Origin of the sequence: Ectopseudomonas toyotomiensis, from assembly GCF_017167985.1 — a bacterium.
In the GTDB taxonomy this organism is placed as follows: domain Bacteria; phylum Pseudomonadota; class Gammaproteobacteria; order Pseudomonadales; family Pseudomonadaceae; genus Aquipseudomonas; species Aquipseudomonas toyotomiensis.
This window is the reverse complement of record NZ_CP070505.1, coordinates 3,847,752-3,862,163: the sequence shown is the minus strand read 5'-3', so window position 1 is coordinate 3,862,163 and position 14,412 is coordinate 3,847,752. Positions and strand designations below refer to the sequence as shown.

The 14,412-nt window shown below is 63.9% G+C and carries 15 protein-coding genes; 8 read left to right on the top strand and 7 right to left on the bottom strand.

Annotated features, from left to right (window positions below; translation table 11 throughout):
- Positions 1-2: 2 nt before the first annotated feature.
- The 4 genes from JWV26_RS17840 to JWV26_RS17825 all read right to left on the bottom strand — a co-directional run bounded on the left by JWV26_RS17840 (position 3) and on the right by JWV26_RS17825 (position 4,523).
- Positions 3-1,370: a GntP family permease gene (locus JWV26_RS17840; protein WP_072422642.1), complete on the bottom strand. Its 1,368-nt coding sequence runs from the start codon at positions 1,368-1,370 to the stop codon at positions 3-5.
- 185 nt (positions 1,371-1,555) lie between these two features.
- Entirely contained in the window at positions 1,556-2,686 is a 1,131-nt protein-coding gene (locus JWV26_RS17835) for a sugar diacid recognition domain-containing protein (RefSeq protein ID WP_206417464.1), read from the bottom strand.
- Between the two features lie 100 nt (positions 2,687-2,786).
- Positions 2,787-3,305: a ProQ/FinO family protein gene (locus JWV26_RS17830; RefSeq protein ID WP_206417463.1), complete on the bottom strand. Its 519-nt coding sequence runs from the start codon at positions 3,303-3,305 to the stop codon at positions 2,787-2,789.
- A 285-nt stretch (positions 3,306-3,590) separates the two neighbouring features.
- A complete protein-coding gene (locus JWV26_RS17825) occupies positions 3,591-4,523 on the bottom strand; it encodes a LysR family transcriptional regulator (RefSeq protein ID WP_206417462.1) in 933 nt (310 codons plus the stop codon).
- Positions 4,524-4,625: 102 nt separating this feature from the next.
- Between JWV26_RS17825 and JWV26_RS17820 the strand changes: the two genes are divergently transcribed.
- Both JWV26_RS17820 and JWV26_RS17815 read left to right on the top strand, forming a co-directional pair.
- On the top strand, positions 4,626-4,952 hold the full coding sequence (locus tag JWV26_RS17820) for a nuclear transport factor 2 family protein (protein WP_206417461.1): 327 nt from the start codon (positions 4,626-4,628) through the stop codon (positions 4,950-4,952).
- Positions 4,949-5,731 (top strand): SDR family oxidoreductase, encoded by a 783-nt coding sequence (locus JWV26_RS17815; RefSeq protein WP_206417460.1) that lies wholly within the window; start codon positions 4,949-4,951, stop codon positions 5,729-5,731. Before JWV26_RS17820 ends, JWV26_RS17815 begins: the two co-directional genes overlap by 4 nt.
- A gap of 84 nt (positions 5,732-5,815) precedes the next feature.
- Here the strand turns inward: JWV26_RS17815 and pdxH are convergent, their stop codons facing one another.
- The 3 genes from pdxH to JWV26_RS17800 form a co-directional block, all read right to left on the bottom strand.
- On the bottom strand, positions 5,816-6,463 hold the full coding sequence (pdxH, locus tag JWV26_RS17810) for a pyridoxamine 5'-phosphate oxidase (protein WP_072422648.1): 648 nt from the start codon (positions 6,461-6,463) through the stop codon (positions 5,816-5,818).
- 81 nt (positions 6,464-6,544) lie between these two features.
- Positions 6,545-7,198: an OmpA family protein gene (locus tag JWV26_RS17805; protein ID WP_064494362.1), complete on the bottom strand. Its 654-nt coding sequence runs from the start codon at positions 7,196-7,198 to the stop codon at positions 6,545-6,547.
- A gap of 82 nt (positions 7,199-7,280) precedes the next feature.
- Positions 7,281-8,426 (bottom strand): serine hydrolase domain-containing protein, encoded by a 1,146-nt coding sequence (locus JWV26_RS17800; RefSeq protein ID WP_074913047.1) that lies wholly within the window; start codon positions 8,424-8,426, stop codon positions 7,281-7,283.
- Positions 8,427-8,646: 220 nt separating this feature from the next.
- Between JWV26_RS17800 and mbhE the strand changes: the two genes are divergently transcribed.
- From mbhE to mnhG, 6 genes are read left to right on the top strand one after another with little or no spacing between them, the layout of a single operon-like run.
- A complete protein-coding gene (mbhE, locus tag JWV26_RS17795; RefSeq protein ID WP_074913049.1) occupies positions 8,647-11,367 on the top strand; it encodes a hydrogen gas-evolving membrane-bound hydrogenase subunit E in 2,721 nt (906 codons plus the stop codon).
- Positions 11,367-11,771, top strand: coding sequence for a sodium:proton antiporter (locus JWV26_RS17790; RefSeq protein WP_021488444.1), 405 nt, complete (start codon positions 11,367-11,369; stop codon positions 11,769-11,771). The genes mbhE and JWV26_RS17790 overlap by 1 nt, the downstream gene beginning before the upstream one ends.
- Positions 11,768-13,264 carry a proton-conducting transporter transmembrane domain-containing protein gene (locus JWV26_RS17785; RefSeq protein ID WP_074913051.1) on the top strand — a complete coding sequence of 499 codons (1,497 nt, stop codon included), beginning with the start codon at positions 11,768-11,770 and terminating at the stop codon, positions 13,262-13,264. Before JWV26_RS17790 ends, JWV26_RS17785 begins: the two co-directional genes overlap by 4 nt.
- Positions 13,264-13,761: a Na+/H+ antiporter subunit E gene (locus JWV26_RS17780; RefSeq protein ID WP_072422652.1), complete on the top strand. Its 498-nt coding sequence runs from the start codon at positions 13,264-13,266 to the stop codon at positions 13,759-13,761. The genes JWV26_RS17785 and JWV26_RS17780 overlap by 1 nt, the downstream gene beginning before the upstream one ends.
- The gene (locus JWV26_RS17775) at positions 13,758-14,069 is read left to right on the top strand and encodes a monovalent cation/H+ antiporter complex subunit F (RefSeq protein WP_045734460.1); all 312 of its coding nucleotides are present in this window, start codon (positions 13,758-13,760) and stop codon (positions 14,067-14,069) included. The genes JWV26_RS17780 and JWV26_RS17775 overlap by 4 nt, the downstream gene beginning before the upstream one ends.
- Positions 14,066-14,407, top strand: coding sequence for a monovalent cation/H(+) antiporter subunit G (gene mnhG / locus JWV26_RS17770; protein ID WP_074913053.1), 342 nt, complete (start codon positions 14,066-14,068; stop codon positions 14,405-14,407). The genes JWV26_RS17775 and mnhG overlap by 4 nt, the downstream gene beginning before the upstream one ends.
- The last annotated feature ends 5 nt before the right edge of the window (positions 14,408-14,412 follow it).

Sequence of the window (14,412 nt, the reverse complement as noted above, 5' to 3'; positions counted from 1 at the left end):
GATTACAGCAGAACCAGGCTAAGCAGCCAGACAGCGGCCATACCGGCAATACCCTGGATCAGGGTCGCCATGGTCTGGGCACGGTAAGCGGTCGCCACTTTCATGCGGCTGAACTGGGTCACGACCCAGAAGAAGCTGTCGTTGGCATGAGAGACGGTCATCGCACCCGCACCAATGGCCATCACGGTCAACACGCGGCCCATCTCGCTGTCGAGCCCCAGATTGCCCAGCAGCGGCGCAACCATCGCCGAGGTGGTAACCAGGGCAACAGTAGAAGAACCCTGAGCACTCTTCAGCGCAGCGGCCACCAGGAAAGGCATGAACAGGCCGATGCCCAGCACCGACAGGGTGTCGCCCAGATAACCGGTCAGCGCGGTGGCCTTGAGAATCGCACCGAAGGCGCCACCGGCACCGGTGATCAACAGAATCGGCGCCGCCTCTTTCAGGCCATGAGCCACATGATCATGGAACTGCTGACGCTTGCCTTCGCCCTTGAGCAGCGAGCAAGCCAGCACCAGGCCTACCAGCAGCGCGGCAACCGGCTGACCGAGGAAGCTGAGCACGTCGAAGAAAGCACCAGTACCGAAGGGCTTGCTCGGGAAAGCAGCGACCGAGCCCAGGCAGATCAGGATGATGGGCACGAAGATTGGCGCGAACGCCTGCCAGGCGCTGGGCAACTTGCCATAGCGGGCACGCAGTGCATCGAAATCGACGTTATCGGCGAGCAGTTCGCTCGGCGCTTCTTCCAGCAATTCGTGGTCGTTCTGCTTGAGGAAACGGTTGGCCCACAGCATACCGGCGACGGCGGTGACCGCTGCGACCAGCAGACCGACCAGAATCACCAGGCCCAGGGAGGTTTCCAGACCCAGGTTGCCGGCCGCAGCGATCGGACCGGGGGTTGGCGGCACGAAGGTGTGAGTGGCGTAAAGGCCGGTCGCCAGAGCCACGCTCATGGCCACCACGGACACCTTCATGCGCGCGGCCAGGGCATTCTTCAGCGAGTTGAGAATGACGTAGCCGGAGTCGCAGAACACCGGAATCGATACCAGATAGCCGATGATCGACATGGTCAGGGTGGGGAAACGCTGGCCCAACAGACGAATCACCGTCTCGGCCATGGTGATGGCGGCACCGCTACGTTCGAGGATCACGCCGATGATGGTGCCGAGAACGATGACGATACCGATATAACCGAGAATGCCGCCAAAGCCGGCCGTCATGGTCTTGATGATTTCGCCGCCGGGCAGCTGGTAGGCGAAACCGGCGATCAGTGCAGCGGCCAGCAACGCCAGGAAAGGGTGCAATTTCAAACGGGTAGTGGACAGCACGATGAACGCGATCAGTGCCACCAGAATCAGGACCAGGCCCATGACCAGTCTCCTCATTGTTGTTATGGCGGGCGCAGGGCCCGGATGGGAATGCCGAGAGGCGTCACATTGTGGCTCAGCCAACCCCAGCCTCGCCCTGTGCGCTGGCACTAAAACAGCCGCAGCCACGCGCTAGAGGCTGTGCAATCGCACAAAGCCATCTGCCCGCCTTTACCAGTGGTAGCGGATTACCGAGCGTTCGACTGATCCTTCGCGGCGGATTCCAGCAAGCCCAGCCCCAAGGATAGCTGCAGGCGCTGATCCAGCCGATTGAGGTCCAGGCCACTGAGTTCGGCGATGCGCTCCAGGCGGTAGCGCAACGTATTGCGATGAATGCCCAACTCCTGCGCACAGGTTTGCACCTGACCGTCATGCGCGCACCAGGCTTCCAGCGTCGCCCTCAGCGTGCCCTGTGGGTCCTGCGTCAGCACCTGACGCAACGGTGCCAGCCAGCCCTGCAGCAACCAGCTGTGGCGCTGGGCATAGAGCAGCGTCGGCAGACGCAATTCGTCCAGACGCAGCAAACGTCGACCAGGAAAACGCGCCTGACCGTAGGCCTGAAGATCGCGCAGGACCAGGCTGGCCTGGCGCAGCTCGGTCAGGTCATGCAGCGGGTCGCTGAGCGCCAGCGAGCTCACGCCCCACTCGCGCTCGTCAGCCTGCTGCAGCCAGGCGCGATCATCGCGCGTGGCGCTGTAGGGCCGACACCAGAGCAGCTCATGACGCCCGAGCGGCGCTACCAGATGTTCACTCTTGCCCCCCAGTGCGGCGAGCAGACGCGCCTGACGCGGCAGAGGATCGCCCTCTCCATCGAGTTGCAGCAGGCACATCTGGCGCGGCCAGGTCAGTTGCAGGCCCAGGCGTTCGGCATCGACCTCGAGACTGGACAGGCGCAGCATGGGGTCGAGCAACTGTCGCAACCAGGCCTCCTGCTGATGCCGCTGCCAGTGCCGCTCGGCCTGCAACACGCGATGCTCGACCAGCATCTCCGCAGCCATACGCACCAGCTCGGCATAGGGCCGCACTATTTCGGGATCACCGGTGATACCCAGCACGCCAATCAGGCGCTCGGCATGCAGCAACGGCAGGTTGACACCGGGCTTGACCCCGCGCAGGCAGGCCGCTGCCTGGGCGTCGATCTCCACCACGCGACGGTTGGCCAGCACCAGTTGTGCGCCTTCGTGGCGGGTATGCAGGCGGCTGGGGTCGCCGCTGCCGATGATCATGCCCTGGGCATCCATCACATTGATGTTGTGCGGCAGGATGGCCATGGCGCGGTCGACTATATGCTGCGCCAGAGTAGAGTCGAGTTCGAGCATGAGAAACGGCCTCGCGAATGAGGCCGCCATTGTAGGCGTGTCAGCGGCGCCTCACGAAGTATCCCTCGCAGCGCCGGCGAAACCTTCAGGTAGCCAGCATTTACTCCGCAGCAGGCGCTCCGGCGCTCTCGGCGGCCTTGTCGTCCGCTGGTGCTTTCGCCTTGGCCTGATTGCGCCGAGCCTCGGCACGGTGGCGCCTGGCCTGCTGCTTGGCATGCAGCGCTTGCGCCGCCGTCACCACGCCAACGGGCTGGCCTTGCAGATCCAGACGCGGTGCATTTTCGGTCATGGCAGCCCAGTAGCGACCGCCGCGGCACCAGGCGGCAATACCCGCCTTGAGCTGCTCAGCGGTGATGCCGAGCAACTGCAGATGCTGCTCGACGTCCTTGAGAATGCCCTCTTTCAACGGCACCTTGGGCGCCGGATTGACCGGAAAGGCCAAGGGGAAGTGCTTCTGCAAGCGCCAGATCGCCTCGACGGTAGGATCCTGCTCGCGCGGCTTGGCTTTGTGCGGTTGCTTGCGCTTTTGCGGCTTCGCGCTTTCGGTCTTTACCTGCTGTACCTGCTGCTTCTCGGCGCGCAGGCGGTCACGTAGCTCGGCTAATTGTTCAAAACCCATCGTTCGGTTCGCAGCGTCCTGGTTGGTTCGTGGCGCAAGGGTATCTTATGTGCTCGTTTCGTACAGCCTTCTTGGCGAATGGCGTGCTCAGCGGTAGGTGGTGGACAGGCGATAAGGGGGACTTGTGGAGGGTGGCTTTTGGCCAAAAAAGCAGCCTATGACCAGAAATCAGGCCCAGCCGCATGAATGATCTCGACAGTAAAACAGGCCCTCAAAGCTACTGTCGCGCCAGCCGTTGGCTCCATGTGCTCGAGGTCATATGTCCCATTGGCCTTTGCTTCGCCCTTATCGCCGATATTTTTCGTGGCTGGGTCGATCAAACAGGTTTCTATCCAATAGACAGTCTATGAATGCACCTAACGCGGCTGGTCGGTATTGCCTGTTCGGGTAATAAAGAAACAAGCCTGGGCGCGAGATCGACCAGTCAGCGAGGACCTGAACCAGCCGCCCTTGAGCGAGGAGCTCGCCCACGCTTTCTCTTTCGAAATGGTAGGCAATGCCGAGCCCCTGCAGGGCGGCAGCGATGCCGATGTCAGGATGATTGGTAACAACGGGGCCATCTACCGTAATCTCCAGCAGTTGCCCGCAATCCTGGAACTCCCAGCGATAGGGCCTGCCATCCATCTGCAAGCGCCAGTTGATGCAGGCGTGATCCTGCAACTCGGCAGGTGATTGGGGCGTACCTCGACGCGCGAGATAATCCGGAGACGCTACGGCGACCATGTTCAGATCTGGGGTCAGGCGAACGGCCACCATGTCTTTCTCAAGCCGGCCACCTACACGGATGCCCGCGTCAAAACGGCCGAGCACGATATCGGCCAAGGCGTCGTCGACCACGATGTCGAGCAGCACCTCAGGGTGGGCCTGGTGGAATCGTGCCAGCCGAGGTGCGATGAGCGTTCTGGCGGCGATCCCCGGCGTGTTGACGCGCAGCGTGCCGCTTATCTGGCCTGTCGCCTCACTGGCCTCGGCGACTGCAATAGCCATTTCCTGAAACAAGGGGGCGATACGCTTGTAGAGCAGCTCGCCATTGGCCGATGGTGCGACGCTGCGAGTGGTGCGATTGAGCAGGCGTACGCCAAGGCGCGCTTCGAGCTGTCGGATGGTCTGGCTGAGTGCCGAGGGAGAAAGGCCCAGATGCTCCGCCGCACGGGCGAAGCTCTGACGCTCGACAACAGCCACGAAGGCCTTTAGCTCGGCAAACTCTGACCCGCGCATTATGCATCGTTCTCTACATAGCCAATGCTGATTCTAGGTGATTCATTTAATTCTGTCCGGCACTCACCCTAGGGTTATCACTGATCCTATGGAGCCGACAGCATGTCCACCTTGACCCTTCCCGAGCCAATCGCTGCTTACTTTGCCGCTGAACACAACCCCGAAGCGTTGGCGCATTGCTTCACGGCGCAAGCCGTTATGACCGACTTCGGTCATACCTACACGGGCGTCGAGGCCATCCAGGCCTTCCTGGCGGAGGCATCGGCCAAGTACAGCGCCACCAGCGTGCCCTTTGCCATCGAGCAAGAGGACGAATTCCAGCTCGTGAGCACCAAGGTCAGCGGCAACTTCCCTGGCAGCCCGATCATTCTTTCGTACCGTTTCCATCTTGAACGCGGCCTGATCGCATCGTTGGAGATCACAGCATGAACTTCGACCTTCGACTCGATGGCCTGCGTGCGGTGGTCACCGGAGGCACCCAAGGCCTTGGCGCTGCCGTGGTGCAGGCCCTGGTGGCGGCTGGCGCCCGAGTGGCGACATCGGCGCGCGACGTGTCGGTACAACCTGCGGATGGCGTCGCCTACATTGGCGCCGATCTGACGACGGCGCAAGGCGCGGCGCACCTCGCACAGACCGTTCTGGATAGCTGGGGCGGTGTGGATATCGTGATCAACTCGGTTGGCGGTTCGAGCGCACCTGCCGGTGGCTTTGCCGCCCTCAGTGATGAGCATTGGCAGGCCGAGCTGAACTTGAACCTGATGCCGGCCGTGCGCCTGGACCGCGCCCTGGTACCGGCGATGCTGGCCCAGGGCTCGGGCGTCATCCTTCATGTGAGCTCGATCCAGCGCATGATGCCGCTGCCAGAGTCCACCACCGCCTACGCCGCCGCCAAGGCAGCGCTCACCACCTATAGCAAGTCCCTGGCACGGGAAGTGACGCCCAAGGGTGTGCGTGTGCTGAGCGTCGCGCCCGGATGGATAGAGACCGAGGCGTCCATAAGGTTTGCCGAGCGCTTGGCTGAAGAGGCGGGCACCGACTACGAAGGCGGCAGACGAATCGTCATGGAGGCGATAGGTGGACTCCCGCTGGGTAGGCCTGCCACGCCTCAGGAGGTGGCTGACCTGATCGTCTTCCTCGCGTCGCCGCGGGCCGCGTCGGTCTCCGGCTCCGAGCACCGTATCGACGGCGGCACCATCTCGACGCTGTAACCGCCGGCCGCACAACGCAACCACAGCGAGCCCTCAAGGCTCGCTGCTTCCCTCTTTCTCTCGGGATGTTGCGACCACTAGCCCCTAGGGAGCCAGCCGTTCACGAATCCAGGCCTCGCCCTTGAAGCGGTAGTTGAGGCGGTCGTGCAGGCGGCTTGGCCTGCCCTGCCAGAATTCGATGCGCTCGGGCAGCAGGCGGTAACCGCCCCAGTGCGGGGGGCAGTGCGGGGTCTGGCCCTGGAAGCGTTTTTCGGTTTCCGCCAGCAGGCTCTCCAGCTCGGCGCGGTCGCGAATCACCTTGCTCTGTGGCGAGGCCCAGGCGCCGATACGGCTGCCTAAGGGACGCACCTGGTAATAGCCATCGGATTCGGCAGCGCTCACGCGCTCCACGCGGCCTTCGATGCGCACCTGGCGTTCCAGGCTGGGCCAGAAGAAGGTCATGGCGGCGAACGGGCGCGCTGCAAGCTGGCGGCCCTTGGCGCTGTCGTAGTTGCTGAAGAAGGTGAAGCCGCGCTCGTCGAGGCCCTTGAGCAGGAGCACCCGGCAGTGCGGGCGGCCCTCTTCGTCGACGGTGGCCAGGGTCATGGCGTTGGGTTCAACCGGCAGTTGCTCGGTCTTGACCGCGTCATCGAACCACTGACGAAACAGGGCAAAGGGTTCCAGCGGGGCCTGGGCTTCGCTCAGGCCGTCGCGGGTGTAGTCGCGGCGCATATCGGCCAAGGTTTGGGTCATGGCAATTCCTCAGGGCAAGGCCAGAAGCCAATCCGGCTGCTTTCTAGTGCTTGCCCGCGCAGGGTGGAAATGCCCGCAAGCTTACTCCGACTTGCTCACTTTTCCTTGATCTGCGGCAGCTACCTTGGGTGCATCCTTGAGCTCCACCTTGGCCGGCTGGCTGTACTTGGCGATCAGGCCCTGCATGGTGTCACGCGAAGTCAGGAGAATCTCCACGCGGCGATTGAGTGCACGGCCGGCCGCGCTGTCGTTGGCCGCACGGGGTGCGTCGGAGCCCAGGCCCATGACCTGCAAGCGGTTCTGCTTGAGGCCGCTGAGGCGGAAGATGGAGGTCACGGCCCGCGCACGCTGTTGGCTCAGGTCGCGGTTCTGGGCGTCGTCACCGCTGCTGTCGGCATGGCCGAGCACGACCACGGCAACGTCTTCGTCGCTTTCCAGCAACTTGGCTACACGGGTGATGGGGCCGAGGCTCACCGGTAGCAGCATGTGCGGACGATCCGGATTGAACGAGCCCTGCACCGGGGCGGTGACCACCAGCAGGTTTTCGCGGCGCTCGAACTCGAAGTGGCTGCCCTTGACCGCTTCACGCAGTTTCGGCTCGTACTCGTCGAGCCAGGCGCGGGTAACTTGAGGCGGTGGCATCACTGCCGGCTTGGCGACTTCCTTCTTTTCCGAGCCGGCGCAGCCCGCGATCAGCAGGCAGCAGGTAAAGGCAAAAATCTTGTTGGCACGCATGTAGCCCCCGGGGTCACACAAATCTAATGGTCGGATCGTTATGGTTGGTACTGAACGGTTGGCGCAAGTTTAGCCGTTTCAATCAGATACAGTCCGCAATCTGCCGCGCAAGTTTCTGCGCGCGGGGGTCCATCAAGACGAACGGTCCTAGATTGTTGGTGACGAAACCAAATGCCAGGTCTCGCTCCGGGTCGGCAAAACCACTGGAACCACCAGCACCGGGATGGCCGAAGGCTTTCGCCCCCATCCCATAGGTGGCGTTAGCCACATCGGCCTGATCGAGCATGCAGCCGAGGCCGAAACGCGTGCGAGTCAGCAGGGTCTTGTCGTCACCGACGCTGTGCTCGCGGGTCATTTCGCCCAGCAGGTCAGCATCGAGCAGGCTGCCGTCGAGCAGACCCGCATAGAAGCCCGCCAGGCTGCGCGCGTTGCCGTGTCCATTGGCTGCCGGTTGCTGCATGCGCCGCCACTCCGGCTTGTTGGTGCTGGTCATGATCGACGGCGGGTTGGTGAACGAGCGCGTGCTCATGGCATTGGCGTCACTCATCATCACCTTGAGCAGGCGCTGCGCGGCGGCATCGCCGAGGTTGCCCTTGCCGCGAGCGATATGGGCGACGCGCTCGAACTCGCTGTCAGCCAGGCCGACATGGAAATCCAGCTCCAGTGGCTTGGCGATGCGCGCAGCGATGCTCTCGCCCGGGCCACGGCCTTCCACACGGCGAATCAGCTCACCGATGAGCCAACCATAGGTAATGGGCGCATAACCATGACCCTCACCCAGCGGCCACCAAGGCTCTTCAGCTGCCAGCGCGCCGGTCATGGTCTGCCAGTCGTACAGCGCCTCAGCGGGCAGCGCCTGGCGCAACGCCGGCAAGCCGGCCTGATGGCAGAGCAGGTGACGCACACTGATGCGCTGTTTGCCGGCTGCAGCGAACTCCGGCCAGTAGCGCGCCACCGGCGTATCCAGGTCGAGCTTGCCCTCGCCCACCAGTTGCAGGGCCACCACGGCGGCGAAGGGTTTGGTGCAGGAGAACAGATTGGCGATGGTGTCGCTGTGCCAGGCCTGCTGGCCGTCCTTGTCCATGACTCCGGCCCACAGGTCGACCACGGTTTCCCCGCCGACCTTCACGCACAGGGCCGCGCCCCGTTCCTGCGCGTCGTCGAACAGTGCGGCGAATGCGTCCCTCACCGCTTCGAAGCGCAAGTCGAAATAGCCCTGAATCTGCACGCTGTTCTCCTGTTTCGCTGCTTATCTCAATACTGCCAATGATGGCAGCCGCCTATCATGCAATGTTCTGAAACTTCATAAAATAGCGATCTTCGATTGGTTTTTCCTATGATGAAACAAATGCGGCCTGATATGACCAATACGCCCTGAATAGCGCAGCTACGGTGGATACGTAGTCGTCAGGCCGCCTTGGATTCGACGCTCGGCACAGGAGAAACGAGTGCTCTACCTACTGTCCCTGATCGCCCTGGCCGCCATCATGGCACCCGGCCTGACGCGCCTGTTGGGTGCTCGCACAGGTTGGCTGCTGATGCTGGCGCCGCTGGCGGCCTTCGTCTGGTTCGTTCAACAGATCCCGCTGATCGCCGGTGGCGGCGCCGTGATGCAAAGCCTGAGCTGGATTCCGGCACTGGATATCAACCTGAGCCTGCGCCTGGATGGCCTCTCGCTGGTTTTTGCCCTGCTGATCAGCGGCATCGGCAGCCTGATCGTGCTGTACGCCGGCAGTTATCTGTCCAGCCACGTCCACCTCGGCCGCTTTCACGCGTACTTGCTGGTGTTCATGTTGGCGATGCTCGGCCTGGTGCTGGCCGACGACCTGGTGGCGATGTTCGTGTTCTGGGAGCTGACCAGTATCGCCTCCTTCCTGCTGATCAGTTTTCAACACGACAAAGCGGTATCGCGCCGTGCGGCGTTGCAGGCGCTGCTGATCACCGGCGGCGGCGGCCTGGCGCTGCTGGCGGGACTGATCCTGCTCGGTGGCGCGACGGGCAACTGGCAGTTCTCCAATCTCAGCGCCGAGCAGATCGAAGGCCATGTGCTGCTGCCGGCGATCATTGCCCTGGTGCTGCTGGGCTGCTTCACCAAATCGGCGCAGGTGCCCTTCCATCTGTGGCTGCCCAATGCGATGAACGCACCCACTCCGGTGTCGGCCTATCTGCATTCGGCGACCATGGTAAAAGCCGGCATCTACCTGCTGGCCCGTCTCAACCCGGTACTCGGCGGCTCCGTCGGCTGGGGCACCCTGCTGATTACCTTCGGCGCAGCCACTGCAGTGCTCGGCGCCTTCCTCGCCTTCCGCCAGACCGACCTCAAGCGCCTGCTGGCGTACACCACGGTGACCGTGCTGGGCCAGCTGACCATGCTGATCGGCACCAACACCAGCTATGGCCTGCAGGCGTTCGTGCTCTATCTGGTGGCGCATTCTCTCTATAAAGGTGCGCTGTTCATGGCAGTCGGCGCCATCGACCACGCCACCGGCACCCGCGAGCTGGCACGCCTGGGTGGTTTGATCCGGTTCATGCCCTTGACTGGTGCGGCAGTAGCCCTGGCAGCATTCTCCAATGCCGGCCTGCCGCCTTTCTTCGGCTTCATCGCCAAGGAGTTCAAGTACACCGGCCTGATCGAGATGGGTCATATCGGCTGGGCGGTAACGCTGGTGATGATCCTTACCAACGCCCTGCTGTTCGCCGCTGCCGGCCTGGTCTTCCTGCAGACCTTCCTCGGCAAGCGTGGCGACTATCCGCGCACGCCGCGCGAAGTCGGCTTGCCGATGTGGCTGGGGCCGATGCTGTTGGCCATCGGCGGTTTCCTGCTCGGCGCCTGGAATGCCTGGCCGGAGACCTGGCTGGTGAACAACGCGGTGCAGGCCGTGGCACGCGGCCCGGTGGATGTGCATCTGTATCTGTGGGGCGGCCTCACCCCAGCGCTTGTAGCCAGCTTGCTGACAGTATCGCTGGGCGTGCTGTTCTACGTGATGCGCGACCGGGTACGGCAGGCGCTCGATCGTGCCAACGCGGCCTGGAACGTCAGTGGCGACCTGCTCTGGGATCGTTTGCTCAAACGCGTTTTCCACCTCGCCGGTCTGCTTGCCGCCCGTTTCCAGCACGGCTCCTTGCGTCAGCATCTGGTGCTGCTGGCCCTGGCGGTCGGTGGCCTGTTGGCGGTCGGTTTGTTGCCGGCGCTGCCGCAACTGCTACAGGGCAACTACAGCCCGATCTCGCCGCTGGGCCTGGCCGGCTGCCTGTTGGCACTGGCCGGCGGTGTGGCAGCGGCGTTCCTGCCTGGCCGCCTGACCTTGCTGGCCGCACTGGGCGCCTGCGGCCTGGGCCTGGCGCTGGTATTCGTCTCGGTCAATGCACCGGACGTGGCGATGACCCAGCTGATGGTGGAAACCCTCAGTCTGATCTTCCTCGCCCTGGTGTTTCGCAAGATGCCCACAGTTCCCACCAGCGGTGCACGCGCGCCGTGGAAGCGACGCCTGCACGCCAGCGTAGCGATCCTCTTCGGCCTCAGCGTGACCGGTGCCCTGCTGCTGGCGGTGAGCCTGCCACTGCCGGGCGAAATCGCCCAGTGGTATCAGGCCAACAGCTTGCCGGGTGGCCACGGGCATAACGTGGTCAACGTGATCCTGGTGGACTTCCGCGCGTTCGATACCCTGGGCGAGATCCTCGTGGTCGCCCTCTCTGCCCTGGCGGCGGCCAGCCTGCTGAGCACCGGCCGGCGCTTCGGCAACGAGCATAGCGGGGAAGATGCCTTCACCTCGCCGCTGCTGCGTCAAGGCTTGCGCCCGCTGGCCTGGTTGATGATGGCCGCCTCGCTGCTGGTGCTGTGGCGCGGTCACAACCTGCCCGGCGGAGGTTTCATAGGCGGCTTGGTGGCGGCCTGCGGCCTGATCCTGCTGGTGCTGACCTACGGCCACGGGCAGATTCGCCGGGTGCTGCCCGTTGCGCCTGCGCAGCTGATCGGTATCGGCCTGGGTTGTGCTGCGGGTGCCGGCATGCTTGGCCTGATCGCGGGCAGCGCCTTTCTTACCGGTCTCTGGACCTTCCCTGGCGGGCTGCCGCTGGGTACGCCCTTGCTCTTCGATATCGGCGTTTTCCTCACCGTGTTCGGCTCCGCCCTGCACATGATCGACAAGCTGACGGGAGTTCGCCAGTAATGGAATGGCTAGCCGCAATCACTACCGGAGGCCTGGCGGGTCTGGGTCTGTGGATGCTCCTGGATCGCAACCTCAAGCGCGTCGTGCTGGGCGTCGTGGTCCTGGGTAACGCAATCAACCTGGGGGTTCTCACCGCCGGACGCTTCTTCGGCGAACGCCCGGCCTTCGTCGAGGCTGGCAACGCTGCCAGCACGGCCAACCCGTTGCCACAGGCATTGGTACTGACGGCCATCGTCATCGGTTTCAGCCTGTTCATCTTCGCCCTGGCGCTGCTCAAGCGCACCCGCGAACTGCATGGCGACAAGACCACCGACTCGGTCAGCTCGATCACCGAGCAACCGGCACCGGACTGGCACGACAGCGAGCATGAACACGACGCCAATGGTGCGGAGGCTCGCCGATGAATCACGCGTTACTCGTTGCGCCGATCCTCGTGCCCCTGTGCAGTCTGCTGCTGGCGATCATCCTGCGCCGCCACCTGCTGGCCGTGCGCGTGCTCAGCCTGACCGGCACCGCACTGCTGCTGGCCGTAGGCCTGGTGCTGGTCTGGCAGGCCGCACAAGGCGTGGTGCTCAGTGGGCAGGTGGGCGACTGGCAGGCGCCGTTCGGCATCAGCCTGGTGATCGATCGCCTGTCGGCGGTAATGATCGCCATCAGTGCCCTGGTCGCGCTGGTCACCCTGCTCTATGGCGTGGCCAAGGACAACGACAGCAAGATCGGTCGCGACTTTCACCTGTTCATCCAGGGTCTGCTGACCGGCATCTGCGGCGCCTTCATCACCGCCGACATCTTCAACCTCTATGTCTGGTTCGAGGTGCTGCTGATCGCCTCCTTCGCCCTGATGGCGCTTGGCGGCGGCAGCCGCCGGCTGGCTGGCAGCATGACCTACGTGGCCCTTAACCTGTTCGCCACGCTGATCTTCCTGCTCTCCGCCGGCCTGGTCTATGGCGCCAGCGGCACGCTGAACATGGGCGAGCTGGCAGTGATCATGCGCAGCGGTGAGGCGCCACCAGGCGTAACGCCGGCGCTGTTGCTGATGCTGCTGTCGTTTGCCATCAAGGCCGCGCTGTTCCCGGTGTTCGGCTGGCTGCCGGCCACCTATCACGTCGCCCTGACGGCGGTTTCGGCGATGTTCGCAGGGCTGCTGACCAAGGTCGGCGTATATGCGCTGATTCGCCTGGTGACCCTGCTCTGGCCGGAATACGGTCTGCCGCATCAACTGCTGCTGTGGGTCGCCTGCGCCACCATGCTGGTGGGCGTTCTGGGTGCGGCGGCGCAGACCGAGGTGCGCCGTATCCTGTCGTTCCACATCGTCAGTCAGGTCGGTTACATGATCCTCGGCCTCGCCCTGGCCACCCCGCTGGCGCTGGCCGGCGCGGTGTTCTACCTGATCCACCATATCGTGGTGAAGGCCAACCTGTTCTTCATCGGCGGCCTGGCGGCGCGCATCTGCGGCTCCGAGCGCCTGGCTGACATGGGTGGGCTGTACAAGCGCATGCCCTGGCTGGCGCTGCTGTTCGCCATTCCGGCGCTGTCGCTGGCAGGCATTCCGCCGCTGTCCGGTTTCTGGGCCAAGTTCCTGCTGGTCAAGGCCAGCCTGGATGCCGCTGCGTGGTGGGCGGCGGGCATCGCCCTGCTGACCGGTGTGTTCACCCTGCTATCGATGAACAAGATCTGGAACGAAGCATTTCTCAAGCCCCATCCGGGAGGTGAAGAAGCGCTGCAAACGGTTACCGGTATACGCGCGGCCTGGTTGGGCATGAGCGCCCTGGCACTGCTGACCGTGTTGATCGGCCTGGGCGCCGGCCCGCTGATCGACTATGCCGTGGCGGCCGCCGCGCAACTCGCCGATCCGCAAGCCTATCTGCAACCCTTCACTGGCGCAGGAGGTACCTGATGCTGTTTGTCATCCATTTGCTGGCAAGCGCCGGCCTGGCCTGGAGCCTCGGCGCCGCTCATCTCGGTGGTGGCCTGCTGGCCTTCGCCCTGCTCTACCTGATCGCTCGCCTGCTGGGCCTGGCAATCGGGCGCCTGCGTCGTTACGCACGCAGCCTGGAGCATGGTGTGAGCTTCTGCCTGTGGTTCATCGCCCAGGTGTTTCTCGCTACCTACCACGTCGCCACTTTGGTGCTGGCGCGCCGAGTAGATGTGGAACCGGCTGTGCTGGCCTACCCGGTGACTCGCCGCGAGGTGGACAAGGTCACCCTGCTCGGTACCCTGCTGACCCTGACCCCCGGCACCCTGGCCCTGGACTATGACGAGGAGCAAGGCCTGCTCTATATCCACGCCCTCGATGCGCGGCGCCGCGAGGACGTGACCGAAATCCTCATCGAGTTGGAACGCCGCCTGTTGGCCTGGCTCGATGCCGGCAAAGCCGAAGGAGTAACGCCATGACCCTGCACCTGGCCGGTGCCGCCTGGGTATTGCCCCTGGCTGCAGCCTTGCTCGCATTGAGCGGTTTGATCAGCCTCTATCGCCTGTTGCGCGGGCCGAGCCGCCCGGATCGTGCGGTGGCCATCGACGCCCTCACCCTGCTGGCGGTCGCCGCCATGGCGCTGCTGTGCCTGATGCGCGGCGAGGCGCTGTTCATCGACGTCGCCGTGCTGCTGGCACTGGTGTCGTTTCTCGGCACGGCAGCCTTTGCCTTCCTGTTCGATGACGCCCACAGCCAGATGCCGGAGAAGAGCGAGGAACGCCCATGAACGAAGTACAAGCCTGGCTGGCCTCGCTGCTGGTACTGAGCGGCGCAGTGATCTCTCTGCTTGGCGCGATTGGCGTGCTGCGCCTGCCCGATAGCTACAGCCGCATGCATGCGGCGAGCAAGGCCGGGCTTCTCGGCGCCGTCCTGTTACTTGGCGCAGTCGCCTTGGCCAGCAGTGGCGAGCTGGCACTGGAGGCCTTTCTCGGCCTGCTGATTCTGCTGGCCAGCGCCCCGCTGGCAGCGCACGCCATCGCCCGCGCCGCGCACCGCGCCGGCATTCGGCCGACGCTGGGGCGCTTGGGTGATGAGCTGGAACAGCGCAACAGGGGTGGTGAATAGATCGT

What these genes read in the sequence shown, in the direction of transcription:
- pdxH (WP_072422648.1), bottom strand. Translation starts at nt 6,463, where the DNA reads ATGACCCAAACCTTGGCCGATATGCGCCGCGACTACACCCGCGACGGC.
- JWV26_RS17815 (WP_206417460.1), top strand. Translation starts at nt 4,949, where the DNA reads ATGAACTTCGACCTTCGACTCGATGGCCTGCGTGCGGTGGTCACCGGA.
- JWV26_RS17775 (WP_045734460.1), top strand. Translation starts at nt 13,758, where the DNA reads ATGACCCTGCACCTGGCCGGTGCCGCCTGGGTATTGCCCCTGGCTGCA.
- JWV26_RS17830 (WP_206417463.1), bottom strand. Translation starts at nt 3,305, where the DNA reads ATGGGTTTTGAACAATTAGCCGAGCTACGTGACCGCCTGCGCGCCGAG.
- JWV26_RS17825 (WP_206417462.1), bottom strand. Translation starts at nt 4,523, where the DNA reads ATGCGCGGGTCAGAGTTTGCCGAGCTAAAGGCCTTCGTGGCTGTTGTC.
- JWV26_RS17835 (WP_206417464.1), bottom strand. Translation starts at nt 2,686, where the DNA reads ATGCTCGAACTCGACTCTACTCTGGCGCAGCATATAGTCGACCGCGCC.
- mnhG (WP_074913053.1), top strand. Translation starts at nt 14,066, where the DNA reads ATGAACGAAGTACAAGCCTGGCTGGCCTCGCTGCTGGTACTGAGCGGC.
- JWV26_RS17785 (WP_074913051.1), top strand. Translation starts at nt 11,768, where the DNA reads ATGAATCACGCGTTACTCGTTGCGCCGATCCTCGTGCCCCTGTGCAGT.
- JWV26_RS17840 (WP_072422642.1), bottom strand. Translation starts at nt 1,370, where the DNA reads ATGGGCCTGGTCCTGATTCTGGTGGCACTGATCGCGTTCATCGTGCTG.
- JWV26_RS17780 (WP_072422652.1), top strand. Translation starts at nt 13,264, where the DNA reads ATGCTGTTTGTCATCCATTTGCTGGCAAGCGCCGGCCTGGCCTGGAGC.
- JWV26_RS17790 (WP_021488444.1), top strand. Translation starts at nt 11,367, where the DNA reads ATGGAATGGCTAGCCGCAATCACTACCGGAGGCCTGGCGGGTCTGGGT.
- JWV26_RS17820 (WP_206417461.1), top strand. Translation starts at nt 4,626, where the DNA reads ATGTCCACCTTGACCCTTCCCGAGCCAATCGCTGCTTACTTTGCCGCT.
- JWV26_RS17805 (WP_064494362.1), bottom strand. Translation starts at nt 7,198, where the DNA reads ATGCGTGCCAACAAGATTTTTGCCTTTACCTGCTGCCTGCTGATCGCG.